Source organism: Nitratireductor sp. OM-1, from assembly GCF_003296175.1.
Lineage (GTDB): Bacteria > Pseudomonadota > Alphaproteobacteria > Rhizobiales > Rhizobiaceae > Nitratireductor > Nitratireductor aquimarinus.
On record NZ_CP029208.1, the window covers coordinates 748,725 to 766,197 of the forward strand.

Annotated in this window: 17 protein-coding genes and 1 tRNA gene; 11 read left to right on the forward strand and 7 right to left on the reverse strand. The window is 62.3% G+C overall.

All coding sequences use genetic code 11. From position 1 onward, the window contains the following. Nucleotides 1–44: 44 nt before the first annotated feature. The 3 genes from DEJ54_RS03455 (at nucleotide 45) to DEJ54_RS03465 (ending at nucleotide 2,180) form a co-directional block, all read left to right on the forward strand. Nucleotides 45–194 carry a histidine kinase gene (locus DEJ54_RS03455; RefSeq protein WP_113153335.1) on the forward strand — a complete coding sequence of 50 codons (150 nt, stop codon included), beginning with the start codon at nucleotides 45–47 and terminating at the stop codon, nucleotides 192–194. An 8-nt stretch (nucleotides 195–202) separates the two neighbouring features. Then, entirely contained in the window at nucleotides 203–1,129 is a 927-nt protein-coding gene (locus DEJ54_RS03460) for a site-specific tyrosine recombinase XerD (RefSeq protein ID WP_162742365.1), read from the forward strand. Between the two features lie 100 nt (nucleotides 1,130–1,229). Then, complete coding sequence (locus DEJ54_RS03465; protein ID WP_113153337.1) at nucleotides 1,230–2,180, forward strand: acetyl-CoA carboxylase carboxyltransferase subunit alpha; 951 nt, start codon at nucleotides 1,230–1,232, stop codon at nucleotides 2,178–2,180. A gap of 107 nt (nucleotides 2,181–2,287) precedes the next feature. Here DEJ54_RS03465 and DEJ54_RS03470 read toward each other — a convergent pair whose 3' ends face one another. The 3 genes from DEJ54_RS03470 to DEJ54_RS03480 are packed head-to-tail and all read right to left on the reverse strand — an operon-like array spanning nucleotide 2,288 to nucleotide 4,476. Further along, nucleotides 2,288–3,022 carry an amino acid ABC transporter ATP-binding protein gene (locus DEJ54_RS03470; protein ID WP_113153338.1) on the reverse strand — a complete coding sequence of 245 codons (735 nt, stop codon included), beginning with the start codon at nucleotides 3,020–3,022 and terminating at the stop codon, nucleotides 2,288–2,290. Next, a complete protein-coding gene (locus DEJ54_RS03475) occupies nucleotides 3,019–3,693 on the reverse strand; it encodes an amino acid ABC transporter permease (RefSeq protein ID WP_113153339.1) in 675 nt (224 codons plus the stop codon). The genes DEJ54_RS03470 and DEJ54_RS03475 overlap by 4 nt, the downstream gene beginning before the upstream one ends. 39 nt (nucleotides 3,694–3,732) lie before the next feature. Further along, on the reverse strand, nucleotides 3,733–4,476 hold the full coding sequence (locus DEJ54_RS03480; RefSeq protein WP_113153340.1) for an amino acid ABC transporter substrate-binding protein: 744 nt from the start codon (nucleotides 4,474–4,476) through the stop codon (nucleotides 3,733–3,735). Nucleotides 4,477–4,923: 447 nt separating this feature from the next. Here DEJ54_RS03480 and DEJ54_RS03490 point away from each other — a divergent pair, with 447 nt between their 5' ends. Then, nucleotides 4,924–6,174: a murein L,D-transpeptidase family protein gene (locus DEJ54_RS03490; protein ID WP_113153342.1), complete on the forward strand. Its 1,251-nt coding sequence runs from the start codon at nucleotides 4,924–4,926 to the stop codon at nucleotides 6,172–6,174. A gap of 2 nt (nucleotides 6,175–6,176) precedes the next feature. Next, the gene (locus DEJ54_RS03495) at nucleotides 6,177–6,407 is read left to right on the forward strand and encodes a sulfurtransferase TusA family protein (RefSeq protein WP_162742209.1); all 231 of its coding nucleotides are present in this window, start codon (nucleotides 6,177–6,179) and stop codon (nucleotides 6,405–6,407) included. A 335-nt stretch (nucleotides 6,408–6,742) separates the two neighbouring features. On the opposite strand, the gene DEJ54_RS03500 is transcribed toward DEJ54_RS03495, so the two are convergent. Both DEJ54_RS03500 and DEJ54_RS03505 read right to left on the reverse strand, forming a co-directional pair. Further along, entirely contained in the window at nucleotides 6,743–7,840 is a 1,098-nt protein-coding gene (locus DEJ54_RS03500; protein WP_113156056.1) for a GTP-binding protein, read from the reverse strand. A gap of 4 nt (nucleotides 7,841–7,844) precedes the next feature. Beyond that, nucleotides 7,845–8,972 carry a D-alanyl-D-alanine carboxypeptidase family protein gene (locus DEJ54_RS03505; protein WP_113153344.1) on the reverse strand — a complete coding sequence of 376 codons (1,128 nt, stop codon included), beginning with the start codon at nucleotides 8,970–8,972 and terminating at the stop codon, nucleotides 7,845–7,847. Nucleotides 8,973–9,414: 442 nt separating this feature from the next. Between DEJ54_RS03505 and DEJ54_RS03510 the strand changes: the two genes are divergently transcribed. Both DEJ54_RS03510 and DEJ54_RS03515 read left to right on the forward strand, forming a co-directional pair. Continuing rightward, nucleotides 9,415–10,578, forward strand: coding sequence for a M20 aminoacylase family protein (locus DEJ54_RS03510; RefSeq protein ID WP_113153345.1), 1,164 nt, complete (start codon nucleotides 9,415–9,417; stop codon nucleotides 10,576–10,578). A 114-nt stretch (nucleotides 10,579–10,692) separates the two neighbouring features. Then, nucleotides 10,693–10,769 (forward strand) — tRNA-Arg (locus DEJ54_RS03515). Nucleotides 10,770–10,811: 42 nt separating this feature from the next. Here the strand turns inward: DEJ54_RS03515 and DEJ54_RS03520 are convergent. Continuing rightward, a complete protein-coding gene (locus DEJ54_RS03520; RefSeq protein WP_113153346.1) occupies nucleotides 10,812–12,116 on the reverse strand; it encodes an FAD-binding oxidoreductase in 1,305 nt (434 codons plus the stop codon). A gap of 159 nt (nucleotides 12,117–12,275) precedes the next feature. After that, entirely contained in the window at nucleotides 12,276–12,857 is a 582-nt protein-coding gene (locus tag DEJ54_RS03525) for a helix-turn-helix domain-containing protein (RefSeq protein WP_224873555.1), read from the reverse strand. 192 nt (nucleotides 12,858–13,049) lie between these two features. Between DEJ54_RS03525 and DEJ54_RS03530 the strand changes: the two genes are divergently transcribed. The 4 genes from DEJ54_RS03530 to DEJ54_RS03545 all read left to right on the forward strand — a co-directional run bounded on the left by DEJ54_RS03530 (nucleotide 13,050) and on the right by DEJ54_RS03545 (nucleotide 17,440). Further along, entirely contained in the window at nucleotides 13,050–13,832 is a 783-nt protein-coding gene (locus tag DEJ54_RS03530) for an ABC transporter substrate-binding protein (RefSeq protein ID WP_113153348.1), read from the forward strand. Nucleotides 13,833–13,912: 80 nt separating this feature from the next. Then, entirely contained in the window at nucleotides 13,913–14,566 is a 654-nt protein-coding gene (locus tag DEJ54_RS03535; RefSeq protein ID WP_113153349.1) for an amino acid ABC transporter permease, read from the forward strand. Beyond that, entirely contained in the window at nucleotides 14,563–15,297 is a 735-nt protein-coding gene (locus tag DEJ54_RS03540; protein ID WP_113153350.1) for an amino acid ABC transporter ATP-binding protein, read from the forward strand. Before DEJ54_RS03535 ends, DEJ54_RS03540 begins: the two co-directional genes overlap by 4 nt. A gap of 127 nt (nucleotides 15,298–15,424) precedes the next feature. Next, a complete protein-coding gene (locus tag DEJ54_RS03545) occupies nucleotides 15,425–17,440 on the forward strand; it encodes a DUF4139 domain-containing protein (RefSeq protein WP_245447688.1) in 2,016 nt (671 codons plus the stop codon). Nucleotides 17,441–17,473 lie beyond the last annotated feature (33 nt).

A 17,473-nucleotide genomic window follows, 5' to 3' on the forward strand; every position in this document is an offset into this window, starting at 1 on the left:
CATAAAACGCGCAGGGGCAGAAGAAACAGATCGGGTCTTGATGCATGCCGACACTTTTTCGGCTTTTGGTTATCGTGGCGATCCTGGTTGGCCTTGTTTACGGCGCCATGATTGCACTTGCGACATTCGTTGAACCGGAGACCGGCGAGATGAGCGTACGCGTTCCCGTGGACAGGCTAAACCCCACGCAATGACAATGAAGATCGGCAGCGGCGCGCGCATCGAAGCCTTTCTGGAAATGATGGCGGCCGAACGCGGTGCGAGCGACAACACGCTGGCCTCCTATCGCCGCGATCTGGAAGACGCCGCCCTGCACATCGCCGCCGGTGGAAACGCCCTGCAGGATGCGGGCGCGGACGAACTGCGCGATTTTCTGGGCGCGCTTTCGGCACAGGGGTTTGCCGCCACGACGCAGACGCGAAAGCTCTCCGCGTTAAGGCAGTTCTTTCAGTTCCTCTATGCGGAAGGTCTGCGCGGCGACGACCCGACGGGCGTTCTGGACAGCCCGAAAAAGGGGCGCGGCCTGCCAAAGACGCTGAGCGAGGAAGAGACCGGCCGCCTGCTCGAACAGGCCGAGACCGAAGCGCGCGAAGCCGCGAAAGGCGCGCCGGAGCATCTTGCCGCCGTCAGGCTGCATGCGCTTCTGGAAGTGCTCTATGCCTCGGGTCTGCGTGTCTCGGAGCTGGTGAGCCTGCCGGTAACCGTTGCGCTGCGCGACGAGCGCTTCTTCGCCGTGCGCGGCAAGGGCGGCAAGGAGCGCATCGTGCCCCTTTCGGGAAAGGCCCGCACCGCAATGCAGGCCTGGCTTTCCGTTAGGGCTGAAAAACCGGCCTGTGCGGAAAGCACCTGGCTGTTTCCGGCAAGCTCGGAAAGCGGGTATCTGCCGCGCCAGGTCTTTGCGCGGGAGTTGAAGAAAGTCGCCGCGCGCGCAGGCATAGAGACCTCCAAAATCTCTCCGCATGTGTTGCGTCACGCCTTTGCAAGCCATCTCCTGCAGAATGGCGCAGATCTGCGCGCAGTACAGGAATTGCTCGGCCATTCGGACATATCAACGACGCAAATCTATACGCATGTGCTTGAAAAACGCCTTGCCGAGCTGGTTCAAAAGCACCATCCGCTTGCCGATTAGCTTCATCAACGTTATGTGGAGCGTCACATTACCGGCGGCAGGCCGTGTTCAACCTAGAGATGCCTTTATCGCAGTGTCTCGTGTTCGATTTGGCGAGTGAATGTACAACTATCTCGATTTTGAAAAGCCCGTTGCCGATCTCGAAGGACAGATCCTCGAACTGAAAAAGCTCGCCGAAAGCGGTGAAGCGGTGGACGTTGCCGACGAGATCGCACGCCTTGAGAAGCGCTCCAAGGATGCGCTCATAGAAATCTACCGCTCCCTGACGCCGTGGCAGAAGGCCCAGGTGGCGCGCCATCCCGACCGGCCGCATTGCCTCGACTATGTGCGCGGCCTGTTCACCGATTTCACGCCGCTGGCCGGTGACCGCGCCTATGGCGAAGACAATGCCGTCATCGCCGGCTTTGCCCGGTTCAACGGCGAGTCCGTTGCGGTGCTCGGTCAGGAAAAGGGCAATGACACGCAGAGCCGCCTGAAGCACAATTTCGGCATGGCCCGTCCCGAAGGCTACCGCAAGGCGGTGCGCGTGATGGACCTGGCCGACCGCTTCGGCATTCCGCTGATCAGCATCGTGGACACGACCGGCGCTTATCCCGGCATTGGCGCGGAAGAGCGCGGCCAGGCCGAAGCCATCGCCCAGTCGACCTCCAGGTCCCTTGGCCTCAAGGTTCCGAACATTGCCGTCGTCATCGGCGAAGGCGGCTCGGGTGGCGCGATTGCCATCGCCACCGCCAACCAGGTCTACATGCTTGAGCATTCGATCTATTCGGTGATCTCGCCCGAGGGCGCGGCCTCGATCCTGTGGCGCGATGCATCGCGCGCCAAGGATGCGGCGACCAACATGAAGATCACTGCGCAGGATCTCATGAACCTGAAGGTGATCGACGGGATCATCCCCGAGCCCATCGGCGGCGCGCATCGCGGACCGGAGAAGGTGCTCGAGGCGACGGCTGCCCAGATCGAGAAGGGCTTCGCCGAGCTTTCGGGGAAAGAGATGGACTACCGCGAGCACCGCCGCGAGAAGTTCCTCGCCATCGGCCGCACGCTCTAAAGCATCTGGCGGTCAGGCAGGTTCATCTGCCAACCGCGTGACTGCGAAATTGACAGAACGGGCCGCGTTTCATGGAAACGCGGCCCGTTCTGGTTTCGGGATCGAGGCTATCGCAAAACCTTGCGCAGGAATGCGCGGGTGCGTTGGTCTTTCGGGTTGCTGAAGATCGCCCCGGGCGGCCCCTGCTCGACGATCCGCCCGCCATCCATGAACAGAATGCGGTCTGCAATGTCGCGGGCAAACTGCATCTCATGCGTGACGATCAGCATGGTCTGGCGCGCATCGGCGACGCGTTTCAGAAGCTGAAGAACTTCGTCCACCCACTCCGGATCAAGCGCCGATGTGGGCTCATCGATCAGCATGATCTCGGCTTCCGCCGCCATGGCGCGGCCGATGCCGACGCGCTGCTGCTGGCCGCCTGACAGGGAGGCCGGATAGCTCTGCGCCTTGTCGGCAAGACCGATGGTCGCGAGGATTTCTTCGGCGCGGGCATAGGCCCGCGTCTTTTCCCAGCCGCGAACCGTGATCAGTCCCTCGGCGATATTGTCGCGCGCGGTCTTGTTGGCAAACAGCGCGTAGTTCTGGAACACGAAGGATGTCTGCCGCCTGAGGGCGAGCCTGTCGGCAGGCTTTGCGCTGGCCGCATCCACCGTGACCGGCCCCACCGTGATCGTTCCCGCATCGGGCGTTTCCAGAAAATTCAGCGAGCGCAGCAGGGTGGACTTGCCGGTGCCGGACGGGCCGATGATGGCAACCCGTTCACCCGCCTGGATATCGAGATCGATGCCATCGAGAACGGTGTTCTCGCCGAAACGCTTGGTGAGCCCCTTGACCGAAATCATCGCGCCACCGCCTTTCCGAGCCGCGCCTCAAGCTGCCGCTGAACGATCGTCAGAGCCTCGACAATCACCCAGTAGATGAGCGCCACCAAGATGAAGGCCTCGAAATAGAGAAAGCTGCCGGCGGCCTCTTTCTGCGCCGCGCCCATCAGCTCCGTCACGCCCAGCGTGAAGGCAAGCGATGTGCTCTTGATGATATCGACAAAGTAATTGACCAGCGTGGGCGCGGCGATGCGCGCGGCCTGCGGCAACACGATGCGGCGCATCATCTGCGGCGTGGTCATGCCCACGGACAAAGAGGCTTCCCACTGCGAGCGGTCGACGCCGAGAATGGCGGCGCGGATGCTCTCGGCCATGTAGGCGGCGAAATGCAGCGTGATGCCCATGATCGCAGCCGTGACGCCATTGATCGCGGTCAGCGACGAGAAGACCTGCGGCAGGCCGTAATAAAACAGGAACAGCTGCACCAGTAACGGCGTGCCGCGAAAGAAGCTGATGAAGAACTGCACGAAACCATCGAGCAGCGGCACACGCATGACGCGGACAACGGCCATGAGCGAGGCAAGCACCAGCGCGAGGATCATGGCCACCGACGCCATGGCAAGCGTCAGCGGCACATATTTGAGAAGCACGGGGACAAGCCCCAGCATGTATTCGAGATCAAGCGGCCTCATGGTCCCCGCCTCTCATGCTCTATAGACAGGCTTGATCGCCTATCGGGTGATGTCGGCGGCAAACCACTTTTGCGAAATCTCGGTGAGCTTGCCGTTCTCTTTCAGCGTGGCGATGGCCGCATTCACGCGGTCGCGCAGGGCCTTGCCCTCATCGTCATTGCGGAAAGGAAGCGCGTTGCGCAGTTCGGAGAAGGGCTTGCCGGCGAGCGCCAGCGGCAGCGGCGTTTCCTTGATCACCTGGGTGGCGCTGACCCGGTCCATGACGAAAGCGTCGACACGGCCAAGCGCCGTCTCCTGCTCGAGATTGCTCTCATAGGTCTTGATGTCGATCTCGTCGGCATAAGGTAGCTCGCGCAGAAGCGCCTCGAAATTCGAACCCAGGTTGACGGCCACGGTGCGCCCCTTCAGGCTTTCCGGTCCGGTGATCTCGGTCTCGTTGCCCTTCTTCACCACCACCTGCGCACCGTCGATCACATAGGGCTGCGAGAAGGCAAACCTGGCCTCGCGCTCCGGCGTGATGGTGATCTGATTGGCGATGGTGTCGATCCGGTTGGATTCGAGCGCACCGATCAGACCCGAAAAGCTCATCGTGACGAATTCAACTTCATCGCCCGTTTCCTCGGCGACGGCGTTCAGCACATCGACCTCGAAGCCCTGCAGCTTGTCCTGCTTGACGAAGGTGAAGGGGAAATAGCCGCCGGACATGCCGACGCGGATCGTCTCGGCATGAGACGCCGAAACGGTGGCGGCGAGGACGGCTGCTGCAAATGCCAGTTTACGCATTGAGTTCTCCAGGGCGCGTTGCGCGCCAATCCGATTGATGAGTGCCGGGAAAATAGGGATTGGAGAAGATTTTTCTATGGGTCGCCGATACAGCGAAATCAGAAAGCAAAAATTTTGTCGAAAGCTTCAAAATGGAGAAAAACACATCCAACCACGCGCGGAGTGGCGAGCATATTTTCAACGTCAGAATAGCGACGCAAACCCGCAGACAACCGGGCTTCCGCACAACCGTCGGCTAACGACAAGGCTTGCACGGAGGCCTTTCCTCGCCTAAAAGCCGCGAAAAGGCCATAAATACAGACAAAATGCCGCGAAATGGTCACAGCATGGCTTCATTGCATGGTGCGATCGGTAATCTTTTAGAAAGCATAAGGCTTCATTTTCTATAAGCAGAATGCCAATCTAAGTTCTCCGCGCGGGGGCCAATAGGCGGGACACGAAATACCCATGACACGCCTGATCAAATATGCCTTTCTCATGTCGGCAGCGATTGCGCTGACCGCCTGCAACGAAACGCTTGAAGACATCGCGCCCAAGGCCGAGCGGCAGCTGCCGTCTCGCGTCGTTCAGACGATGAAGGCCAAGGGGATGAGCAAGACCTCTCCCGTGATGATGCGCATCTTCAAGGAAGAGGGAAAGCTGGAAGTCTGGAAGGCCAAGCAGAATGGCCGCTACGACGTCATCGCCAGCTATGACATCTGCAAATGGTCGGGCCAGCTCGGGCCGAAATTCACCGAGGGCGACCGCCAGGCGCCGGAAGGTTTCTACACCGTCCGTCCGGGGCAGATGAATCCGAAATCGAGCTATTACCTCGCCTTCAACATCGGCTTCCCGAACGCCTATGACCAGGCGAACGGCCGCACCGGCAAGCATCTGATGGTGCATGGCGCCTGCTCTTCGGCCGGTTGCTATTCGATGACCGACGAACAGATTTCCGAGATCTACGCGTTTGCCCGCGATTCCTTCAAGGGCGGGCAGCGGGAGTTTCAGGTTCAGGCGTTTCCCTTCCGCATGACGGCGGAAAACATGGCGCGCTACCGCAACGACCCGAATTACGATTTCTGGAAGATGCTCAAGGTCGGCTACGACCATTTCGAGCTGACCAAGGTTCCGCCAAAGGTGGATGTCTGCGGCAAGCGCTACGTGTTCAACAGCGAGCCCGCAAATGGCGGCAAGTTCTCGCCGGCGGCATCCTGCCCGCCGATGAGCCAGCCGGAATCGCTTCTGACCGCCTACAAGCAGCATCAGGCAAAATACGACTTCGCCTTCAATGCAGCGCTCAAGAAGCAGTCCTCGTCCGAGCAGTCGGAGACGATTGCCGGACACAGCGAGGCGCGCCTCGTGGCTGACTGGAGCAAGCGCCGCGCGCGTGGCGAGAAGGTTTCGCGCCTGCCGCCGAACATTCCTTCGCCAACCGCCGTTGCCGAAGCACCGGAAGCAGCGCCCACACCAGCCGTTGCCGCAACGGCCTCTGCCTACACGGCCGAGCCCGCCTCGCGGCTTCAGACGGCTTTGGAAGCCGTGGCAGGAGAGCAGCAGGAAGAGACGGCGACCGAGACGCCGGCTGCGGGCACGGTTCCAAGCCCCGCACCGCGACCGAACACCAGCCCCGAACGCACGGCGTCCGTGCCGGCTCCCGAAGCGGGCAGCCAGGGGACCTCGCTGCGCCGGCGCATCCAGAACCTGTTCAGCCGCTGAGCGTGACGGTCATCGCCGAAACATACGACCTCAAGGGGCTGAATTGCCCCTTGCCGGTGCTCCGCGCCAGGAAGCGCCTTGCCGGCATGGCGACGGGCGAACAGCTGTGGCTTGAAACCACCGACCCGCTGGCCGTGATCGACATTCCCGCCTTTTGCAATGAGAGCGGGCACCTGCTGGTGGAGAGCGAAGCGACGCCGGACGGGCATCGCTTTCTCGTCGAGCGGGGCTAGAGCGTTTCCGCTTTTGCTGGAATTGCGAAAACGCTCTGATTTATTGTTTTTGCGCAATTCCGGACGGAAAACCGGTTCCCACTTTTCCTGAAATTGCTCTAAATCGCCGTGCGTGGTTCGACAGGCTCACCATGAGGGATGGAGAGCCTGACAGAGCGTCTCAACCAGAGGCGTCGCCGCAGGTTTCACAACCAGCGCCATCCCTCATCCAATGCCATCCCTCATGGTGAGCCTGTCGAACCACGCACGACATCACTGTATCAGCTGTCGCGCACCGTCTCCCCCACGGGGGACGATCAGCGCTTAATCGGGCATCGAAGGCGAGAGCGCGTCTGTCAGCGCCGGAAACCGGCGATGGCGAGAGGGTTGTCTTCCAGCGCGGCCCTGTCGGGAGTATCCACCCTTGCCTCGCCCACAAAGGCTGAGAACAGCCCGCGTATATAGCGCTCGTCCAGTCCGGCTCCGATGATCACCAGGCGCACGCCGCGTGTCTCGTCGGGCCAGGCAGGCAGCCAACGCGGCTCGTGCAGCACCTGACGAACGCCCTGCACCACGAGCGGCCTTTCCGGATTTTCAACCAGCTCGACAAGTCCTTTCAGCCGCAGGATCTGCGCCCCGCACTGGCTGCGCAGGAGGTCGAGAAAACCTTCAAGCGCCGCGCCGCCGATAGGCCGGTCATGCGTGAGCAGGATCGTGTCGAACGCCGCGCTGTGCGCGTGATCATGGTCGTGGTCGTGGTCGTGGTCGTGATGATCATGGCCATGGTGATGGTGCTCATGGGTATGATGATGTTGCATCGCCTCGGCGGCGCGCGCACCGATATCCAGCGCGCTGCAATCGATGACCGCCACCGGCTCCAGCTCGGCGGCAATGAGCGGTTCGAGCCCGGGCGCAAGCGTGGCGAGCTGCGCCTTCAGGCGAGACAGGGTCGCGGCATCGGCCATATCCACCTTTGTCAGGAGCAGCCTGTCAGCCACCGCCACCTGATGGCGGGCCTCTTCATGCGCTTTCAGTGTTTCCAGCCCATGCACCGCATCAACCAGCGTCACGACGCCATCCAGCCGGAAGCGCGCGGCCAACGCCGGATGCGCCGCCAGCGCCTGCAGCACAGGCACCGGATCGGCAAGGCCGGTGGTCTCGATCACCACGCGCTTCAACGCATCCGCGCGCCCGTCCGACAGGCGCTCATCAAGCCCGAGAAGCGTGTCCACCAGCGCCCCGCGCACGGTGCAGCACAGACATCCATCGGAGAGTTCGATGACACCGTCGGACGCTTCTTCCACCAGCAGGTGATCGATGCCGACTGCGCCGAATTCATTGACGATCACGGCGGTATCGGAAAGAGCCGGATCGCGCAGCAACCGGTTGATCAGGGTCGTCTTGCCGGCCCCGAGAAAGCCGGTGACCAGCGTGAGCGCTATTTTTGCGGCCATCGCCTCAGCCACCCTGCACCGTTTCGGCCGTGGCGCTCTTGAACGGGTAATCGGGCCGTGGCGTGGGGATGGGCACATCTGCAAAGCGCGGCACCGAAGGCGCAGGGCCGGTCGCTCCGCCCAGACCGATCGTCACGGCGCGCGGCTCATGATCCATCGCCGTGAGATAGGGCGAACGCTGCACAAGCATGCCATCATCATCACCGCGCTCATAACGGGCCTTCACCGCAGCTTCCGAGCAGATCTGCGGTCGCAGGTCGACAGCGACGTTCCGGCCATTGCCATAGGGTGCGAAATTCTGAAGCGAGGGCGCAACCGCGCCCTGAATCTGGAACCCTTCAGCCAGAAGGCGTGCAGCCTCCTCGCCACGCTCCACCTGGGAAGGCGCGCCAAGCACGATGGTCGCCAGTGTGCGCCCGTTGCGCGTGGCCGTGGCTGCCAGATTGAAACCGGACGAGCAGATATAGCCCGTCTTCATGCCGTCAGCGCCGGGGAAACGGCCAACCAGCCAGTTGTAGTTCGGCAGAATCTTGTCGCCAGCGCGCACGGCTTCCATCGAGAAATAATGCGCATGCTGCGGAAACTCGGTGCGAATGGCGCGCACCAGAAGGGCGAGATCACGCGCCGTCGTGTATTGCTCGGTGGAGAACAGGCCGTGCGGGTTCACATAATTCGTGCCGGTCATGCCCAGCTTGCGGGCGGCGGCGTTCATGCGCTCGGCAAACGCGCCCACCGATCCGCCGACATTCTCGGCAATCGCCGTCGAAACGTCGTTGGCGGACTTCACCATGATCAGCTTGATGGCGTTGTCGAGGGTCAGAACCGAGCCCGCAGGATAGCCCATCTTGCTCGGGGGCTCGCGGGTGGCTTTCTTGCTGATGGTGATCGGCGAGTTGAACTGCAGCTCGCCCTTCTGCACCGCCTCGAAAGCCACATAGGCCGTCATCAGCTTGGTAATGGAAGCCGGGTACCAGCGCTGGAACGCATCTTCATGCGACAGAACCCTGCCACTGTTGACGTCGATCACGATCGTCGGCCCGGCGGATGCCGGTGCGACTGCCGCCACCATCCCCATCACTGCCCCGGCCACAGTCCCGACCACGATCGGCGTGACCACCCTTGAGAAACACATGCGCTTTATCCGAATTTCATATCCGCCTACATCGTCAGGCGCTCTCGTTGTCCTACGTGCCGATGACACTTTTTCGACGGGCGGCGTCAATCCTGTCCGGCCTGTCCAGATCAGCCCGGCCATTTAACGCGAAGCTGAAGCTTATAGCAAAAAACCGTGCATCCCGTCGCCCGAAATGCCGATGCCTGCGATACCCGCCCGTGGTACCCGCCCGTGATACCCGAATACGCAAAGCCCCGTCTGGTCCAAACGGATCGGCTTGCAATCAGGCATCGCCACATCTTACCTATTCCCGATCTCGGAAAGACGTCCCGGCAGGGCGCGCCGCCATCCGACAACCACGCCACCGCAAAGCCCGCCATGCGGCATTCCAACGGAACGACCACAATCGGCCGACAATGAAATCCGAATGCAGGCAAAATTTTGAAGGGAACCGCAAGTCATGCCCATTTTGAACCGTTCTGCCGAATTGCAGCCGGAAATCGCCGAATGGCGGCGCGATCTCCATCGCAATCCCGAGCTTCTCTTCGATGTGCATCGCACCGCCGCCTTCGTGGCGGAGAAGCTTGCGGAATTCGGCTGCGATGAAGTGGTGACCGGGCTCGGCCAGACGGGCGTGGTCGGCATCATTCAGGGCGATCTCGGCGAAGGCCCCACCATCGGCATGCGCGCCGACATGGATGCCCTGCCGATGACCGAGATGACGGGCAAGCCCTGGGCTTCCACCGTGCCCGGCAAGATGCATGCCTGCGGCCATGACGGGCACACGGCCATGCTTCTGGGCGCAGCAAAATATCTGAGCGAGACGCGCAATTTCAAAGGCCGTGTGGCGGTGATCTTCCAGCCCGCCGAAGAGGGCGGCGGCGGCGGCAACGAAATGGTGAAGGACGGGATGATGGACCGTTTCGCCATTGAGCGCGTGTTCGGCATGCACAATCTGCCGGGCCTGCCGGTCGGCGAGTTCGCCATCTGCCCCGGCCCGATCATGGCGGCGACGGCCGAGTTCGTGATCACGGTGAAAGGGCGCGGCGGACATGCCGCCATGCCGCACATGGTCGTCGACCCGATCCTGGCGGCCAGCCAGATCGTGACGGCGCTGCAGAGCATCGCATCGCGCAATGTGCATCCGCTTGATTCGGTCGTCGTGTCGGTGACGAAGTTCCATGCCGGCGATGCGCTGAACGTCATCCCCGACACGGTGGAGCTTGCCGGCACCGTACGCACCCTCAAGAAAGAGGTGAACGCGGACGCCGAAAAGCGCATGCGCACCATCTGCGAAGGCGTTGCCGCGGCCCATGGCGCGGAGGTGGATGTCTATTATGATTCCAACTATCCCGTGACCTTCAACCATGCAGAGGAAACGGTTTTCGCCAGCGGCGTCGCCAGCGATGTGGCGGGTGCGGCGCAGGTCGACACCAATGTCACCCCGACCATGGGCGGCGAGGATTTTTCCTACATGCTGGAGGCGCGCCCCGGCGCGTTCATCTTCATCGGAAACGGCGACAGCGCAGCGCTTCACAACACGCGCTACGACTTCAACGACGAAGTGATCCCCCATGGCGTGAGCTATTGGGTGCGCCTCGCCGAAAAGGCGCTCGCGGCCTGAAGCTCCTGAAAAGCGCATGGCCATAAAGGCTGTGGCAGGCAATGCCTGCCACAGGGGGATCATGCCATTTCATTCTTGGCGAAGCGGCCTCATCGCGTTATGAGAGGCGTCAGCGGTCCCGTAGCTCAGCAGGATAGAGCATCAGATTCCTAATCTGAGGGTCACAGGTTCGAATCCTGTCGGGATCGCCAGTCCTCCCTTGCACAGCCCCCGCGTTTTCCGGTGAAACCCTTTTAGCGCCCCAGCCCGTCGCGCAGCCGCGCCCAGGCCACGGCCGCCGCGACCGCGTAGCGGCGCATGAAGTAGAAGGGGATGGGCTTTACCTGCGTCACGGGGAAATCAAGCTCCGCCTCCGGCACGCCGCGCGCGGCATCCGCGATCACCTTGCCCAGCGCCGTTGCCATCGCCACACCGCGCCCATTGAAGCCACAGGCCGCCCAGACATTGTCGTCCATGCGCAGAAGCTGCGGGTAATGGCTCACCGTCATGGCGACATAGCCACCCCAGTGATGCACCCAGCGCGCCTCCGCCAGCCGGGGGTAGAGCCTGACGCTCGCCTTGCGCAGCACCTCGAACTGATGCTCCGTTCCGCCCTGCGAATAGTCGCCGCGTCCGCCCATCACGAAGCAGTCGCCCGGACCTTTGCGGAAATAATGAAGGAGCCGCCGCGTGTCGGAAGCCGAATGCCCCTGCGGGAAGATCGAACCGGCAATCTCCGCCGGCAGCGGCTCTGTCGCCACCTGGATGGAGCGGATCGGCACCACCGTCCGGCCAATCGCGCCGGAAAACCCATCGGCATAGCCATTGGTGCAGACGAGAACCTTGCCGGCACGCACCTGCCCCTTTGCGGTATGAATGCGCACACCGCCGCCTTCATGCTCCCAGCGCTCCGCGCGGCTGTGACCGTGGATGCGCGCACCGGCGCGCGCCGCAGCCTCGGCCAGACCAAGCGCATAATTCAGCGGATGCAGATTGCCGCCGCGCTGATCCAGCATGCCGCCAAGATAGGCGTCGGTTCCAAGAAGTGCGGCGGTTTCCTCACGGTCGAGCATGCGCATGGCGGCATCGCGCCGCCGCCACTGGTCGAAGCGCTTGCGCACGGTGGTGCGGGCTGCCTCGCTGTGGATCGGCTGGATCCAGCCGGCGCGCGATGCGCCGCAATCAATGCCAAGACGCTCGATCAGATCGAAGACGAAATATCCTGCATTGCCAGACAGCCGCACCATGCGCCCGCCGAGTTCGGAACCGAAGCGCCGCTCGATCTCATCGGGGTCTTCCTTGAGGCCCGGAACCACCTGTCCGCCATTGCGGCCCGATGCGCCCCAACCGGGCGTCTCGGCCTCCAGAAGACAGACGCTTACCCCCGCCTCCGCCAGATGGAGCGCTGCGGAAAGCCCGGCAAACCCGCCGCCGATCACAGCCACATCGCATTCCTGCTCGCCGACAAGCGCCGGATAGTCTTGCGACGGATTTGCCGTCGCATTCCAGAGCGAGCGTGAAATGAAACCCTGTTCGTTGGCGATCACGGCTTCGGTCATGAACTTCCCCTCCTCAACCTTTCCGCAGCATTTCGCGAAAACCGCCGCTGCATCATTAATCTGGATTACCCATGTGCATCCGGACGGACGCCTGGCGATCCAGAGCGCTTTTGCGCAATTCCGGACGGAAAACCGGTTTCCACTTTTCCTGGAATTGCTCTAGTAAACCGCTGGCGTGACGATCCAGAACGCTTCGGTTTCCTCCTGCCCCTCACACCAGAACCGGATCAATGCGCTTGCCGGAAAGGCGAAGCTGTCGCCCGGCTTCAGAAGCACGGTGCGGCCGTCAATCTCCAGTCCCAGCGTTCCGTTCAGCACCGTTCCGCATTTGGCGCCCGTCTCGTGGCAATAGGGCGTGTCCCCCGTCGAGCCGCCCGGCTGGATGATCAGCCGCATCATCTGGATGCCGGTGATGTCGTCCGGCGTCATCAATTCCTTGCGCATGCCCTTTGCGCCAAGATCAAGCACACGGCGCTGGTGCGCGCGCACGACATACCGCTCCTGCGGATTGCCGCCCGGATCGAACAGCCAGCTGACGGGCATTTCGAGCGCATTACAGATCGCGCTCAGGGAATGCACCGAGGGCATGGTGAGGCCGCGCTCGATCTGGCTGAGAAGCCCGATGGAGACATCGGCGCGTCCGGCCACGACCTGCAGGGAGAGACCACGCACCTTGCGCCTTTGCCGCAAACGAGCGCCGATCGCATCGCTGCTCCATTCGGTCGTTTCCGCTCCGCCCACGGGCTTCTCCCCTGTTTGCTTATCGTCTGAAACTCTCGACTGAGCCGCCGCGCGATCTCCGACTTTATCGATCATGCCGTTGACAAGCCTCCGTTTCTTCAAGCATCATGAAATAATGATCCAAAAATTTCAATCCGAGAGTAAAAAAATAACGACTGCCCTCGGATTGGCGCTTCAGGAGAGGAGAGTAGCATGAGCTTGAATGGCTTTTTCACCAACCGTCGCGGCCTTATCGGTCTGGGCGCGGCCGCCCTTATCGCGGCATCGGCAGCATGGGCGCCGGCCAGCGCAGAAACCCCGACCTACAAGGTGGGCTCGACCCCGACGGGCGTTCCCTTCACCTTTCTCGACGTGAAATCCAACAAGATCTCGGGCGTGATGGTCGACATCATCACCGCCATCGGTGAGGAGGAAGGTTTCACGCCGGATGTGAAGGCAACCCAGTGGTCGGCGCTGATCCCGTCGCTGACCAGCGACAAGATCGACATCATCGCCGCCGCGATGTACGCGACCGAGGAACGCGCCAAGGTCGTCGATTTCACCGACACGGTCTATTCCTACGGCGAGGGCCTGTTCGTCTCCAAGGATGACGAAACCGAATACAAGACACCGCAGGATCTTGAAGGCAAAACGGTCGGCGTGCAGGTCGGCACCGCCTATATCGAGCCAATGAAGGCGCTGGGCGTCTTCAAGGAAGTAAAGATCTACGACAGCATCCCCGACATCATGCGCGACGTGCAGCTCGGCCGCATCGATGCGGGCTTCGGCGACCGGCCCATCGTCGCCTACCAGCTCTCGCAGGGTGCTGCGAATGTGCGGCTGGTGAAGAGCTACGACTCCACCATCACCGGCGATGTGGCGATGTCGGTGAAACCGGGCAATGACGAACTGCGCGCCTCGCTCAATGAGGGGCTCAAGAAGATCAAGGCTTCGGGCAAGCTCGACGAGATCCTCACCAAATGGGGCCTGAACTGATTTCAGGGCAATTGATCTGAACGGCGCGGGAGTTCGTCTCCCGCGCCATCCGTTTCTTCGAACATTACGCAGGAAATACCATGTCCGAGGCTCTCTCACGTGCCGCTGACTATCTGCCAGTCCTGATGGAAGGTGTCTGGGTCACCATTGCGGTCACCGTTCTGTCCCTGCTCGTCAGCACGGTTCTGGGGCTCTTCTGGGCCATTCTGGGCTGGACCAGGGTGCGCGCATTCCAGATGATCAGCCGGACCTTCATCACGGTCATTCGCGGCATTCCGATCATCGTCCAGCTTTTCTACATCTATTTCGTGATGCCCGATATCGGCATCAACCTGACGGCCTTTCAGGCCGGTGTGATCGGCATGGGCATCGCCTATTCCGCCTATCAGGCAGAGAATTTCCGGGCCGGCATCGAGGCTATCGACCGGGGGCAGATCGAGGCCGCCCAGTCCATCGGCATGAGCGACAATCTGATCATGCGACGCGTGATCCTTCCGCAGGCCTTCCGCATCGCCCTGCCGCCCTATGGCAACACGATGATCATGATGCTGAAGGACAGCTCGCTGGTGTCGACGATCACCGTGGCCGAACTGACCCGTCAGGGCCAGCTCATCGCCTCGTCCACCTTCGACAACATGACTGTCTTTACGCTGGTTGCGCTCATGTATCTGGTGATGGCGCTGCCCCTCACCTACCTCGCCCGCCAGCTTGAGAAGAGGTACAAAAACGCATGATTGAGGTCAGGGACATCCACAAGAGCTACGGCCCGGTCGAGGTCATCCGCGGCATCAGCTTCGATGTCGAGCCGGGTGAAGTCGTCTGCATTATCGGTCCGTCGGGTTCTGGCAAATCCACCATCCTGCGCTGCCTCAACGGGCTGGAGACCTACCAGAAAGGCGACATCCGGATCGACGGGCAACGCGTCGACCCCGAGGACAAATCCATTAAGGCGATCCGCCAGCGGGTCTCCATGGTGTTTCAGCGCTTCAATCTCTTCCCCCACCGCACGGCCATCGAGAACGTGATGGAGGGGCCGATCTACGTGAAGGGCATGTCCCGCGCGGAAGCCCGCGAGATGGCCGCCGGCTACCTGAAGAAGGTCGGCCTCGAAGACAAGATGGAGAGCTATCCCGGCAATCTTTCGGGCGGACAGCAGCAGCGTGTGGCCATTGCCCGGGCGCTCGCCATGCAGCCCGAGGCCATCCTGTTCGATGAACCGACATCGGCGCTCGACCCCGAACTGGTGGGCGACGTGCTCAGCGTGATGCGCCAGGTGGCAGAGGAAGGCATGACGATGGTTGTCGTCACCCATGAGATGGGCTTCGCCCGCGAGGTGGCGGACCGGGTGCTGTTCCTCGAGGGCGGCGTGATCGTCGAACAGGGCTCTGCGGAAGAGGTGCTGCGCAATCCGCAGGAGCCGCGCACCCAGAGCTTCCTCAAGCGGGTGCTCAATCCGCTGATCTGACGACAGCTATCCTGAGCGGATGGGAGACATTTTTCCCATCCGCGCCACGATCCGATCCATTTGCGTTGCTATCGAGATCTCGTTTTGAGACCTTCCCTGACAAAATCAGGCAGCGTGGAGACGGACCGTGACATCGAAGAAACCCCAGAATGTGACCCGCGAGATCGCACGCGCCGCCCTGTTCGGCGCGTGTTTCGCCTTTGCATCAGCCGCTCAGCCGGCCTTTGCCGAGGTGGCTGACAGCGGGCGAATCGAAGCGATCACGCTCTCCTCCGGCGGTCTGGCCGAAATCCGGCGCACGGCCCGGATTGATGGCAACGGCACGCTGCGCATCGAAATCCCGCTCGACCAGGTGGACGATTTTCTGAAAAGTCTCGTGATCCGCGACCCGTCGGGCACAATCGATGCGGTGACGCTGGACGGCCTCTCCCCCGTCGAGGAAACATTCCGTCGCCTGCCCTTCAACGCAAGCGAAATGGGCTCCGTGCCGGCGCTGGCAGCCGCGCTTCAGGGCGTTGCCGTGCGCGCCACATCCGGCGGGCGCACGGTGGAAGGCATGATCCTGGGCGTCGACACGCAACAGGCCGGCAGCGAAACAGCACCACGCAACGAGCGCGTTCTCTCCGTCATGACCGAAGCCGGCACGGTGGAGATGCTGAAGCTTGGCACAGACACCGAGCTCGACATTCGCGACGAGGCCATGCGCGAGAAGCTGCGTCAGGCCGCAAAGGTGAGCGGGCGCGGGCGCACCGACACGATCCGCTCCGTGGCAATTGATCTTACGGGAACCGGTGCGCGCGACATCACGCTTTCCTATGTGGTGCCCGCACCGGTCTGGAAATCCGCCTATCGGCTTGTTTCAGGCGAAGGTGAAAAGGCGCGACTGCAGGCCTGGGCGGTGATCGAAAACGCCACTGGCGAAGACTGGAGAGGCATCGGCCTGACGCTCTCGTCCGGCGCGCCCGTGACGCTCGCGCAGCGCCTGCACCAGCGTTACTGGAACGAGCGACCGGAGATCCCCGTCGCCGTGGGCAATGCCGCGCCACCCCGCCCGGACGATGCCAGCGCCATCGAAATGTCCGAGATGGACGCAATGCCGCTGCGCAAGCGCGCCTTTGGCGCAGCACCCGCGCCGGCCATGATGGCCGACATGGCAATGCCCATGCCTTCGGAACCGACCGACCGCAGCCTGCCGCGCGAGGGCGAAACCAGCGCCACCTATCGCCTGCCGAACGCCATCGACCTCGCCGCGGGGAAAAGCCTCTCCGTGCCCTTCGTGGATGCGGAAATCCGCGCCGAGCGCGTCTCGCTCTTCCAGCCGGAGGGCCGCAGCATCCACCCCGTTGCAGCCGTGTTCCTGAGCAACGATACGGAAGCGAGCCTGCCGCCCGGCATTGTCACCGTCTACGACACGGTGAGCGGCTATGTGGGCGATGCGCAGCTCACGGGCATTCCTGCCGGTGAAAGCCGCATGGCGAGCTTTGCCAGCGACCGCAAGGTCGAGATCGCAACGGAGACCAATCCGGACGAACGCGTGAGCGAGGTCTCCATCGTCGATGGCACGCTGCACACGACCACCGTATCGCGGATCACCACCAGCTATGCGATCAAGGGCGCACCGGACGCGCCGCGCACGATCCTGATCGAGCACCCGCGCCGCGACGGCTGGAAGATGGCCTCGACCGCCCTCGACAGCGCCACGCCGTCGCATTATCGCCTGCGCGCCAAGGTGGACGCCGGCGGCAAGGCCAGCGTGAAAGCCGTGATGGAACGCAGCCGCACGGAGAGTTTTGCCCTCTTCGACGCCAGCGCGGACGCCGTCTATGTCTGGGCGGGAACGGCAGCCGACACGACGACGACAGAGCGGCTGAGAACGCTTGCAGCCATGAAGCGTGAGGCCGCAACGGCGGAGCGCAAGGTGGAGAACATCCAGCGCGAGCTGGAGCGCACGACCAGCGATCAGGCCCGCATCCGCGACAATCTCGGCTCGGTTCCCGGCGAAAGTGCGCTCGGCCAGCGCTACATGCGCATGCTGGAAGAGCAGGAAAACCGCATCGCCGGGCTTTCCGACAGGAGAAGCGACGCGGAAGCAGAACTCCAGCGCCTTGAAAAAGACATGCGGGATTTCATCGCCAAGCTTTAGAGCATCTTAGGGTCAGGACCTGGGATGAGGGGC

Excerpts from the sequence above, each read along its gene's own strand:
- DEJ54_RS03530 (WP_113153348.1), top strand. The coding sequence starts at position 13,050 with ATGAGCTTGAATGGCTTTTTCACCAACCGTCGCGGCCTTATCGGTCTG.
- DEJ54_RS03475 (WP_113153339.1), bottom strand. The coding sequence starts at position 3,693 with ATGAGGCCGCTTGATCTCGAATACATGCTGGGGCTTGTCCCCGTGCTT.
- DEJ54_RS03500 (WP_113156056.1), bottom strand. The coding sequence starts at position 7,840 with ATGGCCGCAAAAATAGCGCTCACGCTGGTCACCGGCTTTCTCGGGGCC.
- DEJ54_RS03510 (WP_113153345.1), top strand. The coding sequence starts at position 9,415 with ATGCCCATTTTGAACCGTTCTGCCGAATTGCAGCCGGAAATCGCCGAA.
- DEJ54_RS03540 (WP_113153350.1), top strand. The coding sequence starts at position 14,563 with ATGATTGAGGTCAGGGACATCCACAAGAGCTACGGCCCGGTCGAGGTC.
- DEJ54_RS03505 (WP_113153344.1), bottom strand. The coding sequence starts at position 8,972 with ATGTGTTTCTCAAGGGTGGTCACGCCGATCGTGGTCGGGACTGTGGCC.
- DEJ54_RS03465 (WP_113153337.1), top strand. The coding sequence starts at position 1,230 with ATGTACAACTATCTCGATTTTGAAAAGCCCGTTGCCGATCTCGAAGGA.
- DEJ54_RS03490 (WP_113153342.1), top strand. The coding sequence starts at position 4,924 with ATGACACGCCTGATCAAATATGCCTTTCTCATGTCGGCAGCGATTGCG.
- DEJ54_RS03470 (WP_113153338.1), bottom strand. The coding sequence starts at position 3,022 with ATGATTTCGGTCAAGGGGCTCACCAAGCGTTTCGGCGAGAACACCGTT.
- DEJ54_RS03535 (WP_113153349.1), top strand. The coding sequence starts at position 13,913 with ATGTCCGAGGCTCTCTCACGTGCCGCTGACTATCTGCCAGTCCTGATG.
- DEJ54_RS03520 (WP_113153346.1), bottom strand. The coding sequence starts at position 12,116 with ATGACCGAAGCCGTGATCGCCAACGAACAGGGTTTCATTTCACGCTCG.
- DEJ54_RS03480 (WP_113153340.1), bottom strand. The coding sequence starts at position 4,476 with ATGCGTAAACTGGCATTTGCAGCAGCCGTCCTCGCCGCCACCGTTTCG.
- DEJ54_RS03455 (WP_113153335.1), top strand. The coding sequence starts at position 45 with ATGCCGACACTTTTTCGGCTTTTGGTTATCGTGGCGATCCTGGTTGGC.